General features: G+C 73.6%; 12 protein-coding genes and 1 pseudogene. 6 read left to right on the top strand and 7 right to left on the bottom strand.

What is annotated here, in order from left to right:
* The 3 genes and pseudogenes from G3I41_RS29390 to G3I41_RS37550 all read right to left on the bottom strand — a co-directional run.
* A partial coding sequence (locus G3I41_RS29390; protein WP_164403489.1) for an adenylate/guanylate cyclase domain-containing protein occupies nt 1-2,811 on the bottom strand: 2,811 nt, incomplete at its 3' end.
* Nucleotides 2,808-3,182, bottom strand: coding sequence for an aroma-sacti cluster domain-containing protein (locus tag G3I41_RS29385; protein WP_239081892.1), 375 nt, complete (start codon nt 3,180-3,182; stop codon nt 2,808-2,810). The genes G3I41_RS29390 and G3I41_RS29385, both read right to left, overlap by 4 nt.
* 3 nt (nt 3,183-3,185) lie before the next feature.
* A pseudogene (locus G3I41_RS37550) lies at nt 3,186-3,332 on the bottom strand (helix-turn-helix transcriptional regulator); the annotation flags it as partial.
* 221 nt (nt 3,333-3,553) lie between these two features.
* Here G3I41_RS37550 and G3I41_RS29380 point away from each other — a divergent pair.
* The 6 genes from G3I41_RS29380 (at nt 3,554) to G3I41_RS29355 (ending at nt 10,735) form a co-directional block, all read left to right on the top strand.
* The gene (locus G3I41_RS29380) at nt 3,554-3,751 is read left to right on the top strand and encodes an aroma-sacti cluster domain-containing protein (protein WP_164403485.1); all 198 of its coding nucleotides are present in this window, start codon (nt 3,554-3,556) and stop codon (nt 3,749-3,751) included.
* 97 nt (nt 3,752-3,848) lie between these two features.
* A complete protein-coding gene (locus tag G3I41_RS29375) occupies nt 3,849-5,213 on the top strand; it encodes a radical SAM protein (protein WP_164403483.1) in 1,365 nt (454 codons plus the stop codon).
* Complete coding sequence (locus tag G3I41_RS29370; protein ID WP_164403480.1) at nt 5,213-5,806, top strand: flavoprotein; 594 nt, start codon at nt 5,213-5,215, stop codon at nt 5,804-5,806. Before G3I41_RS29375 ends, G3I41_RS29370 begins: the two co-directional genes overlap by 1 nt.
* Nucleotides 5,807-5,835: 29 nt before the next feature.
* Entirely contained in the window at nt 5,836-7,176 is a 1,341-nt protein-coding gene (locus G3I41_RS29365) for an MFS transporter (RefSeq protein WP_343242248.1), read from the top strand.
* Complete coding sequence (locus G3I41_RS29360) at nt 7,173-9,377, top strand: radical SAM protein (RefSeq protein ID WP_164403477.1); 2,205 nt, start codon at nt 7,173-7,175, stop codon at nt 9,375-9,377. Before G3I41_RS29365 ends, G3I41_RS29360 begins: the two co-directional genes overlap by 4 nt.
* A gap of 131 nt (nt 9,378-9,508) precedes the next feature.
* A complete protein-coding gene (locus G3I41_RS29355) occupies nt 9,509-10,735 on the top strand; it encodes an acetyl-CoA C-acetyltransferase (protein WP_164403476.1) in 1,227 nt (408 codons plus the stop codon).
* A gap of 10 nt (nt 10,736-10,745) precedes the next feature.
* Here the strand turns inward: G3I41_RS29355 and G3I41_RS29350 are convergent, their stop codons facing one another.
* From G3I41_RS29350 to G3I41_RS29335, 4 genes are all read right to left on the bottom strand, one after another.
* Entirely contained in the window at nt 10,746-11,492 is a 747-nt protein-coding gene (locus G3I41_RS29350; RefSeq protein ID WP_164403473.1) for a methyltransferase domain-containing protein, read from the bottom strand.
* A gap of 42 nt (nt 11,493-11,534) precedes the next feature.
* Nucleotides 11,535-12,992: a sialate:H+ symport family MFS transporter gene (locus G3I41_RS29345; RefSeq protein WP_164403472.1), complete on the bottom strand. Its 1,458-nt coding sequence runs from the start codon at nt 12,990-12,992 to the stop codon at nt 11,535-11,537.
* 62 nt (nt 12,993-13,054) lie between these two features.
* Entirely contained in the window at nt 13,055-13,735 is a 681-nt protein-coding gene (locus G3I41_RS29340) for an N-acetylmannosamine-6-phosphate 2-epimerase (RefSeq protein WP_164403470.1), read from the bottom strand.
* A partial coding sequence (locus tag G3I41_RS29335) for an ROK family protein (protein ID WP_164403468.1) occupies nt 13,732-13,942 on the bottom strand: 211 nt, incomplete at its 5' end. The genes G3I41_RS29340 and G3I41_RS29335, both read right to left, overlap by 4 nt.

Here is a 13,942-nt window from a genome sequence, read left to right as displayed (position 1 = left end):
CGGCGGGTCCGCGGGCGGCTCGGCGAGTTCGGGCGCGTCGAGGAGGGCGTCGGACCCGGCGCGGAACCGCTCGCGGGCCGCGTACAGCCGCAGGGTGGCCGCGGTCCGGTTCTGCCCCAGCGCGGCGAGCCCGTCCGCCGCCGCCGTGTAGTGGGCGGCCGCCGCCGGGTGCGCACCGGCCAGGGACTCCACGAACCCCGCCGTCTGGTCGGCCGCCAGGGTGCCGAGGGCCAGCGCCAGGTCGTCGCAGTGGACGCGGACCAGGGCGATGTCCTCGCGGGCCGCGTCCACCCGGTCCGACAGGGCCAGGTGCCGCGCCCGGGTCAGCAGGACCGGCACGAGCAGACTCCGGTCGCCGTCGAACCGCCGGACCAGGTCCTCGCAGAGCGCGACGGCCTGGCCGAGCGGGGTCGGCGACCACTGCGTCAGCTCGCAGATCGACGCGAGGATGCGGTTGCCCTCATAGGTGTCGCCGAGCCCGTGCGCCCGGGAGAGCGCGTCGCGCATGGCGCTCTCCGCCGCACCGACCCGGCCCTCGGCGAAGTTCCGCAGCGAGGACAGCTGATGCAGCCTGCACCAGCTCAGGTCGTCCGCCGCACCGGGCGCGGCGCCTTCGTCATCCGGCCCGTACGGCACGCCGGCGGGCGCCTGCCGGCCCGAGCGCAGGGCGATCAGCTGCCGCAGGACGGCACAGGTGTCCCGGGTCGGGGCGTCGTCCGGGTTCCCGCGCTCCGCCTCGGCCACGGCCCGCCGGGCGCTCTCCCAACGGCCCAGCGCGGCATAGGCGTCGGTGATGCGGGCGGCCAGCACCCGGTGCTGGGGATCGCCGTCCGGGGTGAGACCGCGGCCGCGCTCCATCAGGGAGACGGCGGCGGGCAGGTCGCGGCGGTGCAGGGCCCGGTAGCCGGTGGCCACCAGGGCGCGGGCCGCGCGGCCGGTCAGCGCGGGCAGCCCGGGATCGCCCGGGTCCGCCTCGGACAGCAGCCGGCACGCGGTCTCCAGGTGGTGGGCGAGGTCGCCCTCCGCGGCCGGCCGCGGGGCCCGCCCGTCGAGCCGGTCGGCGAGGACGGTGTGCCAGTGCGCGCGCCGGGCCTTGGAGGTCATCTCGTACAGGGTGTCCCGGGCCAGCGCGCGGGTGAACCGGTAGGCGCCGGGCGGTCCGTACAGGTGGAGCACCCGGGAGCGCAGGAGCCGGTTCAGCGCGTCGTCCAGGGCCGGGCCGGCCAGGGCCGGTTCGTCCTCGGCGAGGGCGCGCACGTCCCCGGCCGTGAACGACCCGCCCACCCCCGCCGCCCGTTCCAGCACCGCCCGTTCGATGGCCGGCAGCCGGTCCAGCCAGGCGGTCAGCAGGACCCGGACCGACGTGGGGACGCCCTGGTCCACCGACCGGGGGCCGGACCGGTTCTCCAGCAGCAGTTCGGCGAAGAGCGGATTGCCGTCGCACTCCCGGACGACCCGGGCCAGCTCGTCGACGGTGGCGACCGCCTCCTGCGCCGCGACCTCCGCCCGGTCCGCGAGCAGCCCCACCAGCCGCTCGGTGTGGGCGCGGGGCAGCGGGTCGAGGTGCAGCACGAGGTCCCCGCCGGACGCTGCCGCCGCCTCGTTCCTGGCCACCCGGACGACCAGCACCTCCGCGTCCCGGATCCCTTCGCACAGATCGGCGACCATGCCGGCGAGCGTCGGCTGCGCCCACTGGAAGTCCTCCAGGACCAGGATCACGGGGGCGCCCCGGCCCAGGGCCTCCAGCAGCCGCCGGAACGCCCATCCGATCTCCTCGACGCTCACCGGGAGCCCGTCCCCGGTGCGGATGCCCAGGGCGGCGGCGAGGGCGGTGACGGCGCGGCCGGCGCCCGGGCCCAGCGCCTCCAACGCGCCCCGCGCCTGCTCCCAGCCGCCGGGCAGCGACCAGACCGCGTCGGCCAGCGGGCGGTGGGCGAGCCCGGCACCGTACGCCTGGCAGCCGGCCCGCAGCACCACGGCCCCCTCCGCGCCGTGGCTCGCCAGGAACTCCCGCACCAGGCGGGACTTCCCGATGCCCGCGGGGCCGGTGACCGTGACGGGACGGCTGCGGCGCTCGCGGCGGACCGCCTGGAACTCGCGCAGCAGGGCGGCCAGATCGGCGTCCCGCCCGACGAGGGGCACCAGGTCCTCCTGGCCCGTGGACTCGACCACCGAGAGGGCCCGCCAGGCGGCGACCGGTTCGCGCTTGCCCTTCACCCGCAGCGGTGCGACGGCCTCCACGCGGACCCGTCCGCCGACCAGCCCGGCCGTCTCCTCACCGATCAGGATCTCGTGCGCCGCGGCGTGCGACTGGAGCCGGGCGGCGGTGTGCACGACGTCCCCGACCACCCTGGCCGCGCCGCCGAGCACCCCTGCCACCACGGCCTCTCCCGAGGCGATCCCGCAGTGGATGTCCAGCCGCACCCCGGGACCGGCCGCGATGGCCGCCACGGACTCGCGGACGGCGCAGGCAGCCCGGACCGCGTGCAGCGCGTCGTCCTCGTGGGTGACGAACGCCCCGAAGACGGCCATCACCGCGTCGCCGATGAACTTCTCGACCACACCGCCGTGTTCGGTGACGGCCGTGGTGCAGGCGCGGTAGTACCGGTCCATCGTGCGCCGCAGCGCCTCGGGGTCCAGGGTCTCGGCCAGCACGGTCGAGCCGACGAGGTCGATGAAGACCGCCGTGACGATTCTGCGGCTGTCCGACGACGGCGCCCCCGCGACCACCGGTGTGCCGCACTCGGGGCAGAACCGGGCCCCGTCCGGCACCGCGGCCCGGCAGCCGCCGCACCGCGCGGCACCGTTCACAGGAGCTTGAGGTCCTGTCCCTCCACCTCACCGGAGACCGCTTCCAGCCGCTCCTTGACGGAGTTGAGGACCTGGACCTCCTGTTCGCTGAGCCCCGAGAGGACCGAGCGCTGCTCGACCGCCAGGAGGTCCACCGGGTGTCCGGCCTCACGTAGTGCGTGCAGGGCGTCGAAGGTCATGGTTACCGGTACCTCGTTCCCGTAGTGCGGCCAGTCGAGCGTGACGCCGGCCGGTCCGATCGAGCACTCCGCGACCGCCGCCGCGAGGGCGCCCACGGCCTCGGGAGCCTCCTGCCGCTTCCGCTCGCCGGCGGGCAGCGGCGGCCAGATCCCCTGGACCAGGACGCCCTGGGCGTACAGCCGCGCAATCATTTCCGTACGGTTGGACGCGCCCGTTCTTCGGAGCATGTTGCATAAGTGGGCCGCCACCGTGTGCGGGCTGATGCAGAGAGCTTCGGCGATATCCCGGTTCGAGGAGCCGGCGGCCACGAGCGAAGCGATCAGAATTTCACGCCTGGTCAAACCCTTTACCCCTCATTTCGGTGAGCAAAGCATGGGCCGGCAGGGGGATTTCCTCACTCCCGGGGGTCAGAGTAGCTGCGGGTCATGTTCCGGACAAGAACGCCTTGAGCGGGATCACCCGCCCACCGATTCATAGTCGATCGAGGGATGTGAAGCCGGGGGGCGCCGGAGCAGCCTTGCCGTTGCACCAGCCCGTGACCCCCTCCATGAAGGAGTGACCCATGTCGCAAGCACCCCTCGACGCGCTGCGCAGCGCCGGCACCCCGGTCGACCTGCTGTCGGACTCCGAGCGCGAGGTCTTCAACGGCCTCAGCCCGGACGAGGTCGCGGTCCTCGGCTCGATCCAGGCCCGGCTGAACGCCGTGTCGGCCGCGGTCGAGGGCCAGGTCAACGACAACCAGGTCAACGTTCTCTGCTGATCCCAGCCTGGGCGGGTCCGGCGGCACCGGCCGCCGGACCCGCCGGAGAAGACGCGCCCGACCGCCGTGCGTCCGGACACCCAGTGGGAGCGTGAACATGGACCAAGTCAGCAGATACCTGGTGCTGAGCGACCGCGCGTACGCCGACACCACCGGCGTTCCGGTCCGGCTCGCCTACGGCACCCGCACCGCGAGCACCGTGGCGGTCGACCTTCCCACCGCGCGGGCACTGGAGGCCGGCGACGCCGCCGCGATCAGCCCGGCCTGGACCGGCGCCCTGCGTGCGGCCAGGCTGCTCGTACCGGCCGGCGAGGACGAGCTGGCGACCGTGCTCGACCGCAACCGGCGCGCCTCCGCGGACCGTTCGGCGGTGCACATCGCCCTGTTGCCGACCTCCTACTGCAACATGGGCTGCGCCTACTGCGGACAGGAGCACACCCGGGGCGGCCTGTCCCGCAACCACCGCAGCCGGGTGCACGACCGCGTGCTGCGCGCCGTGACCGCGCCGGAGACCCGCAGCGCGCGCATCGACTGGTTCGGGGCCGAGCCGATGATGGGGTACGCGGTCATCCGCGACCTCGCCCCGCGCTTCGTCGCCGCCGCCGCCGAGCGCGGGGTCGCCTACTCCTCGGTGATCGTCACCAACGGTTCCCTCCTGAATCCCGCAAAAATCAACACCCTCATCCGTTCCTGCGGGGTCACCCATTTCGAGATCACGATCGACGGGCCGCCGGATATCCACAATGAACACCGGCCGCTGAAAAGCGGACGCGGATCTTTCTGGAACATCGTGCGCGCCGTGCGTTCCGTACTCGACGAACCGGACCTGGGTCCCACCCATTTCTCGTTCCGGACGAATGTCGATGTGCACAACCAGGACTCCGTTCCCCGCTATGTGGAGCTGATGGCGGAGCTCGGTTTCAGCCACCCCCGCGTATCCTTCTCGATCGCTCCCGTTCACTCGTGGGGAAACGACGTATCGGAGATCGAGGTCTCCAAGTACGAGTTCGCCGAACGCGAGACGGGATGGCTCAGGCTGCTCACCGGTCACGGGCTGCACACCCAGCTGCTGCCGACCACCGCGCGGAAGGTCCTCTGCCCCGCCACGACCCGCTCGTCCGAGATCATCAGCAGCACCGGCAACATCTTCTCGTGCAGCGAGTACCCCCTCGTCCCCGAGGCCGAGCGCACCCTCCCGCTGACGCACATCGACCGGGCGGGCACCGAACCGCTCCGGCCGCTGGGCCCCTTCGACGGCTGGAACGACGAGATCGCCGCGGGCACCACCTGGTGCAAGAGCTGCGTCTTCATGCCCACCTGCGGGGGCTCCTGCCCCAAGGCGTGGCAGGAGGGCCATCCGCCCTGCCCCGGCTACAAGTACAACGTCCAGGACAGGCTGGATCTCATCGCCGCCCAGTGCGGCCTGCACGAGGTGGCCGGCGAGCCCGCCGGAGCCCGGTGATGACGGCGGAGACCGGCCGGGACGCCCCGCGCCGGCTGCTCATCGGGGTCTGCGGCTCCGGCAACGTACTCGCCGTCCCGCAGTACCTCATGGCCCTGCGCACCGGCCTCGGACCCGGCGTCGAGATCCGTATAGCCATGACCCGCTCCGCCGCCGCGCTCATTCCGGCCGCGACCATGCGGCTGCTGTGCCGGGACGTCTACTGCGACGGCGAGGACGAGCTGACGGCCGGTCATGTCGCCCCGGCCGTGTGGGCGGACCGGTTCGTCGTCCTGCCTGCCACCGCCAACATGCTCGGCCAGGCCGCCAACGGGCTCGCCTCCGGACTCCTCAGCTCCGCACTGCTCGCCCACGAGCGCCCGGTGGTGTTCTTCCCGAGCATGAACAGCCTGATGTGGGAGCGCCCCGCCGTCCGCCGCAACGTGGACCGGCTGCGGGCGGACGGCCACGCCGTCGTGGACCCGGTGCCCGCGGCCGGCTGGCAGATCGCCGCGGGCGACGTACGCAAGAACCTCGGGCTGCCGCCGCCCGCCACCGTGACGGCGGTCATCGGCGAGTTCCTGGACATGCCGGTCGGCCCACTCGGCGGCTGACCACACACCACCCAGCAGAAGGAGGGCACGTGGCGGCAGCCGGACAGAGGTTCCGTACGGCACTGACGGGCGGACCCATGTCCGTGCGCGGCTTCCGGCTGCTGCTCGCCGGGCAGTTCTCCTCCACGGTCGGCGACTACTGCTACGCCGTCGCGCTGCCCTGGCTGATCCTCTCCGGCGACGGCGGCCCGGTCCTGCTCGGCACGGTCCTGGCCTGCTACGGCATCCCCCGCGTCGTCACCATTCCGCTGGGCGGGATGGTGGCCGACCGCATCGGCGGCCGGCGGGTCATGCTCATGACGGACCTGGTGCGCGCCGCGGCCGTGGGCATCCTCGCGGTGCTCGCCTCGGCCGGGACACCGACGCTCGGCCAGCTCGCCCCGATCGCCGTCGTCCTGGGCGCCTGCTCCGGCATGTTCATCCCCGCCTCGTACACCCTCCTGCCCGCCCTGCTGCGCAAGGAGGACCTCGGCCGGGGCAACGCCCTGTCGACCATGGTCAACCAGGTCGGCGGACTTCTCGGACCCACCGCGGGCGGCGCCCTGGTGGCGGCCTTCGACGCGGGCCCGGCGCTCACGGTCGACGCCGCGTCCTTCCTCGTGTCGGCGCTGGTCCTCTCCCGGATCCGCACCGATGCGGACGCGCCGGAACACGACGGACCCGACGCCACCGCGGAGGCTCCGGCCCGCAAGGTGTCCTTCCCGGAACTGCTGCGCCACGGAAGGCTGCTGCACGTCGTCCTCGTGGTGGCCCTCGTCTGCAACCTGGCCTTCAACGGCACGATCGAGGTGGCCCTGCCGGAACTGGCCCACCAGGGCATGGGCGCCACCGGCTACGGGATTCTGCTGACCTGCCTGAGCCTGGGCGGTCTGGCCGGCTCCCTGGTCGCCGCCCGCAGCCGTCCGGTGCAGTCGCCCGCCTACCTGTTCGCCACGCTCGCGGTCGTCATGGGCATCGCCCTGGCCGCCGTCCCGTACGCCGGGGGACTGGCCGGCGCCGCGGTGTGCGTCTGCGTGTACGCCCTGGCCAGCGGCTGGCAGAACATCGTCGTGGTGACGATGCTCCAGGTCTGGGCACCGTCCGCGCTCATCGGCCGGGTCATGAGCCTGGTCATGCTGGCCGTCATGGGCACCTTCCCGGTCTCCGTCGCGGTGGCCGGCTTCGGGGTCCGCCACCTCGGCGCGGCCCCCTTCTTCCCGGTGGCGGGCGGGGCCATCGCGCTCACCGTGCTGGGCGCCCTCACCCAGCGGGTGTTCCGCGAGCACCGCGCCGACACCGAGTACGCCCCGCCGCTCCCCGCACCCGCCGGGGTCCCGGCCGCCCGCTCCACGCATCCAGGGCAGGACAACAGTCAGGAGTCACCACGATGAGCGTGTTCGTCCCGTTGGGCATGGAGCGGTTGAAGGGCGGCCCGGACCACGGCGGCCCGCGGCCGGGCCGGGGCACCGGCGACACCGCGTACCTGCTGATCAACCCGCCGGTGACGGACCCGACGACCGCCTACCACTCGATCCCTTACCTCGTGGGCGCCGCCAGGGCGGCCGGCCACACCGAGTACGCCTGCGTGGACGCCAATCTCGACGCCTTCACCTACCTCGCCGACCCCGCGCGCTTCGGCGCCGCGCTCACGGCCGCCCGCGCCCTGCGCGCCGAGATCGAGGCCAGGTCCGGCGCCCCCCGCCGCCACGACGAGATCCGCTACCGGCAGGCCCTGGCCGCCGAGGGCCTGACCGCCACGTCGGCGCGCGACGCGATCCGGGTGTTCCAGGACCCCGAGCACTTCTACCACCCCCCGACCTATGCGCAGGCGGTCGCGGTGACGAGCCGGTGGTGGGAGCTGATCGCCCTGGAGATGCCCCCCGGCGCGGCGGACGGCTTCTCCATGCGGGTGAAGTCCGCCGTCAACCTGTGCAGCACGGCGGACTTGTCCGACCCCGCCGTTCCCGCCGCCGTGGCCCGCCCCTTCGAGGGGTACTTCGCCGACGAGTTCGTACCGAAACTGCGTGAACGCCCCTGGGCGGTGGTCGGGCTCTCGGTCAACTACACCAGCCAGCTGCCCGTCGCCCTGCGGATGGCCCGCCTGGCCCGCACCGTGCTGCCCGGTGCGGTGATCGTCTTCGGTGGCACCGAGGTCGGCGACGTGGTCAAGTACGCCACCGACCCCGCGTCGGCGTGGCGGGTCTTCCAGGACGCCGACCTGATCGTCCCCGGCGAGGGCGAGAACGCCCTCATCGCCATCCTCGACGCCGTCGGGAACGGCGCGGTCCGGGGCGGTGACGCCTTCGAGGGCATCGACGGCGTGATGACCAGGAGCCGGCCGGACCCCGTCATCGCCTACAGCAGCGTGGCGACGCCCGGCTCCCCGGCGTACGACGTGTGGGACTGGGGCCGTTACTGGTCGCCCGAACCGGTGATCCTCTACAGCCCGACCCGCGGGTGCTACTGGAACAAGTGCACCTTCTGCGACTACGGCCTCAACACCGACCGGCCGACCTCGCCCTCGCGGGAACGACCCGTGGCCGCCGTCCTCGACGACCTGCGGGAGGTGAGCCGCTACGGCAGGACCCTCTACTTCGCGGTGGACGCCATGTCCCCGCGCTATCTGCGCACCCTCGCCGCCGCCCTCGCCGAATCCTCCCTGGACCTGCGGTGGTCCGCCGAACTGCGGCTGGAGCGGACGTTTCCCAAGCGGGCCGTCGGCGAACTCCTCGCGGCCTCCGGCTGCGTCGCGGTCTCCTTCGGCTACGAGTCGGGCAGCCAGCGGGTCCTCGACCTCATCGACAAGGGGGTGAGGATCGACGCCGTCCCGGACGTCCTGGCCGAGCTGGCGCGCAACGGCATCGCCGCGCAGATGATGGGCTTCACCGGCTTCCCCACCGAGACCCGGGACGAGGCGCTGGAGACGTACGCGTTCCTCCACCACCACGAGAAGCTGTGGACGACCGCCGGCATCGGCCTGTTCGCGCTGACCCCCGGCTCCATCGTCGCCAAGGACCCCGGCCGGTTCGGCATCGACCTCCTGCCGACCTCCGCCTCCGACGACATCCGGCGCTATGTGCCCTGGCGCGACCGCCGGTCCGGCGAGGTGCACTGGCCGGAGGCCGAGGACCGCCGCATCCCGCGTGAACACAGCGCCGGTTTCCGCAGGACCAGCTTCGACCGCCCCTTCGTCGGCGGGATCGACGCCGCGCACACCCTGCTGTACCACGCCCGCTTCGGCCGGGGGCTGCTGCCCGAGACACCGGAGGGCCCCGGCCGCGACGAGGAACCCCGCGTCCGCCTGGTCGAGGAACCGGTCGTGACCATCCCGTTCGCCTCCGTCGACGGGCTCACCGGGGTCGCCGACCTGATGGCACAGGTCAGCCGCCGCAGCCGGGAGCACCTGGACACCACGTCCGGCGGCTACCGCGACTGGCTCGACGGCACCGGCACGGCCCGCCCCGGCTCCTGCGGCGTCCTCGTCCTCGCCCACGGCGACCTGGTGGAGGTGCCCGCCGGCGTGGACTTCGGCACGGACAACGCCATGACGCGCGCCCTGCGCCTGATGCTCGCCACGCAGGCCCGCGCCTGAGGCGGTCCGGGGCGGGCGATTGAGACGCCCGGCGTCTCGGTTCCGGGGGAACTGGGTATTGGACCGGTCACGCCGCCGGGTGCGAGGGTCGTGCCAGACCCTCGCACCCCGTCTCCCGGAAAGGCCCCGCCGTGCCCGACGCCCTCGATGTCGTGATCTGCGAACCCCTGCGCACCCCCATCGGCCGCTTCGGCGGGGTGTTCGCCGCGGAGAAGCCGGCCGCCCTCGCGGCCCGGGTGATCGCCGAGGTCGTCACCCGGACCGGCATCGACCCCGACCGGGTGGACGAGGTGATCCTCGGCCACTCCTACCCGTCGGCGGAGGCCCCCGCGATCGGCCGGGTCGCCGCCCTGGACGCCGGGCTCCCGCAGTCGGTGACCGGCCTCCAGACCGACCGCCGCTGCGGCTCCGGGCTCCAGGCGGTCCTGGACGCGGCGATGCAGATCCGGGCCGGGTTCAGCGAGGTCGTGATCGCGGGCGGCGTCGACGTGATGAGCGGCGCCCCGTACTACACGCACGACGGCCGCTGGGGCATCAAGGGCCCCGGCCTCCAGCTCCACGACGCGCTCGCCCGGGGCCGGGTCACCGCGGGCGGCGTCCACCACCCGGTCCCCGGCGGCATGATCGAGACCGCCGAGAACCTGCGGCGCGCGTACGGGATCAGCCGCGCGGACCAGGACGCGCTGGCCCTGCGCTCGCAGCGGCGGGCGGGGCTCGCCGCCGCCGAGGGCCGGTACGCGAAGGAGACGGTCCCCGTCACCGTACGGACCAGGAAGGGCGAGACGGTGGTCACCGCCGACGAGCACCCCCGCCCCGACACCACCGCCGAACAGCTCGCCGCACTCCGCCCGGTCATGCTGAAGTCCGACCCGGACGCCACCGTGACCGCGGGCAACGCCAGCGGCCAGAACGACGCGGCGGCCGCCTGCCTGGTGACGAGCTCCGCCACCGCCGAACGCCTCGGCCTCACCCCGCTCGTCCGGCTCGTCTCCTTCGCCCGCGCCGGGGTGCCCGCCGCGACCATGGGCCTCGGCCCCGTCCCCGCGACCGAGGCCGCGCTCGGCCGCGCCGGACTCACCCTCGCCGACCTCGACCTGATCGAGCTGAACGAGGCGTTCGCCGCCCAGGTCCTGGCCTGCACCCGGGAGATGGGCCTCGGGGACAAGGACCACGAGGAGCGGATCAACGTGAACGGCTCCGGCGTCTCGCTCGGCCACCCGGTCGGCGCGACCGGCGCCCGCATCCTCGCCACGCTCACCCGCGAGCTGCACCGCCGCGAGGCCCGCTACGGCCTGGAGACCATGTGCATCGGCGGCGGCCAGGGGCTGGCGGCGGTCTTCGAGCGCGTGGCGGTCTGAGCCCCGCGACTCAGCGCCGCATCAGGGCGAAGACACCCCAGCCCAGGTACTCGCGCTGGTAGCGGACGTGCAGCGCCGGCGCCGTGTCCAGCTCGGCGCGCATCTGCGGGGCCAGTTCGTCGTCGGGGTTCGCGTCGAGCCAGCGGCGGACGCTGAGCCACTGGGCCGCGGCGTACCGGTCCCAGCCCTTCCGGTCGGCGAGGACCATCTCCACCACGTCCCAGCCCAGCTCCCCGAAGTGCTCGACCAGTCCGGGCAGGTCGCGGAAGTCGTCGCGGGACGAGGCGTGGCACCCCTCGACGGCCGCCTGGTCCGGGGGTTCGCGGCGCCAGTACGGCTCTCCGACCAGCAGCATGCCGCCCGGCCGCAGCGAGCGCTCCAGCAGCTCGACCGTTCCGGCGACGCCGCCGCCGATCCAGGTCGCGCCGACGCACGCGGCGAGGCCGACGGGCTCCGGTGCGACATGCCCGGCCGCGTCACCGTGCACGAAGCCGACCCGGTCCGCGACGCCCAGTTCCTCCGCCCGCGCCCGGGCGGAGGCCAGGAAGACGGTGCTGATGTCGACCCCGGTCCCGGTCACGCCGTGATCGCGCGCCCAGGTGCAGAGCAGTTCGCCGCTGCCGCAGGCCAGATCGAGGATCCGGGTCCCCGGTTCGAGGCGCAGGGCCCGGCCCAGGGTGGCCAGATCCTCCTCGGTGAACGGGTTGTGCAGGCGGTGGCCGCTCTCGCGGATGGTGAAAGTACGGGGAAGGTCCACGCCGGGGAAGGTAGAGCGCTCCGGCGTGGACGTCCACCGCTTTTACCGCTCCACCGCCACCCGCTCGTCCGCCACCGCCCCCGCCGCCAGGTGGTCCTCCGCCGCCTCCGGGTCCGTCAGCCGGTTCAGCCGGGCCGGCACGTCGAGGCCGACCAGCAGCACCACGATCACCGTGCCCGCGAAGGTCAGCACCGCCAGGGCCTGCCCGAGGCTCATCCCCGACGCCAGGTGCGCGCCGAGCACCGGCGCGACCGCCCCGCCCAGCGCACCCACGTTGTAGGTGAAGCCGAGCGCCGCGCCCCGGCTCCGGGTCGGGAAGTGGCCGCCGATGTAGCGGGGGAGGAGGCCGGAGATGCCGAAGCTCGTCGCCTGGAGCAGGAAGAGCAGGGCGCCGAGCAGCAGCAGGTTGTCCTCCACCGCGAACACCGGGTAGACGAAGGCGAGCGAGGCCAGCAGCGTCAGCGCGTACGCCTTCTTCGTACCGATCCAGTCGCCGAGGAAGCCGGCCGCCCAGCAGCCCACCATGGTCCCGAAGCCCGCGAAGTACAGGACGTCGGTGACCTGGCCCGTGGAGTAGCCCAGCTCCGTCTTCAGGTAGGTCGGCAGCAGGGCCTGGATCGGCCAGGAGTACAGGAAGGCGAAGAACAGCGTCACGATCATCGACAGGTAGAGCACCCAGCCGCGCTTCCCGCCCAGCTGCACCGCGAGCGCCGCCAGCGCGACCCCTGCGACCACCGAGAGCACCGGCACCATGCCCGCGCCACCCGGTGTGAAGACCAGGAACAGCGAGAGCGTGGCGAGGGCCACCAGGACCGTGTTGGCGGCCGCCCGGCGCGGGGTCGCGAACAGCGGCCGGAACGGGTTGGGCTTCGCGCCCTCGTCCGCCACGGACTCCGTCCACTCCTCCGCCTCGGGCAGCGCCCGCCGCATCCACAGCGCGATGGCGATCGGGATCAGCCCGAGGTAGAACATCCAGCGCCAGCCGAGCGAGGGCACCACCCAGTCGTACACCTGGGCGGCCAGCACGGAGCCCACCGAGAAGCCGGAGATCAGGAAGCCGCTGGCCCGGTTGCGCAGCGCGGGCGGCCAGCTCTCCATGACGTACGTAGAGCTGGCGCTGTACTCGCCGGCCATGCCCATGCCGATGGCCAGCCGGGCGGCGAACAGGCTGTGGTAGTTCCACGCGAACCCGCAGGCGAAGGTGCCCAGCGAGTACAGCAGGATGCTCGCCACCATCGACAGCTTCCGGCCGTAGCGGTCGCCGAGGGCGCCGAGCACGGCGCCGCCGAGCCAGCGGGTGATGAAGGCGCCGGAGATCAGGCTGGCGGCCTGCACCGTGCTCAGCCCGAAGTCGTCGCTGATCTCGGTCAGCACGAGGGTGATCAGCACGAAGTCGAAGCCGTCGAGGACGTAGCCGATCCAGGCGGCGAAGAACGACTTCCACTGCGTGCGGCTCACCTGGCGGTACCAGGGGAGCGTGGGGGGTGTGGTGGTGTGCACGGTGACTCCAGAATGCGGGACGGGGTTCGCCTTTGAACAGCCGTCCCGCGAAAAGGGGCAGGTCAGCGCCGGGTGATGCCCGTCACGAAGCGGGCGGTGAGGGCGGTGGGCGCGGTGATGGCGGTGCCGACGACGACGCTGTGCGCGCCGCGCGCCAAGGCCTCGGCCGCGTCCTCGGGGGTGTTGATACGGCCTTCGGCGACGACGGGTACGTCGATCGCGGCGGCGAGTGCCGCGACCAGACCCAGATCGGGCCCGGTCCGCTTCGGCTGTCCGGGCACATAGCCGGACAGGGTCGTGGAGACGAAGTCCGCGCCGAGCCGGGCGGCCGTGACGCCCTCGGCGAGCGTGGAGACGTCGGCCATGACGAGCGCGCCGGCCGCGTGCACCGCCTCGACCAGCTCCGCGAAGGCCGAACCGTCGGGACGCGGCCGGTCGGTGGCGTCCGCCGCGACGACGGCCGCCCCGGCCTCCGCGACCGCGAGGGCGTGCCGGACGGTCGGCGTGATGTAGACGCCGGTGTCGCCGTCCTTCCACAGCCCGATGACCGGCAGGTCCACGGCGGCCGTGATCGCGGCGACGACCTCCGGCTCGTTGGCCCGGATCGCCGCGCCGCCACCGGCGACCGCCGACCGCGCGAGCCGCACCAGCGTGGCGGTGTCCCGCATCGGGTCGCCCGGGGGCGCCTGGCAGGACACGATCAGCTTGCCCCGGAGGGCGGCGGTCAGGTCCCGTGCGTTCATCGGAGAGCTCCCGGGTGGTGGAGGGGAAGGGTGAGGGTGAGGGCCGCCGCGCCGAGCACGGCCGCGTCGTGGCCGAAGAGCGGGGCGCGCGGGACGAGCCCGCGCAGCGGACGCATCAGCTCGGCCGCGAACGCGTCGCGCAGCGCGTCCCCGTACAGCGGCCCGATGCGCGGGACTCCGCCGCCGACGACGACGCGGTCCGGTCCG

The organism is Streptomyces sp. SID9727 (genome assembly GCF_010550605.1).
GTDB lineage: Bacteria > Actinomycetota > Actinomycetes > Streptomycetales > Streptomycetaceae > Streptomyces.
Note: the sequence above shows the minus strand (reverse complement) of the source record. Positions and strands in the feature narration are given on the sequence as shown.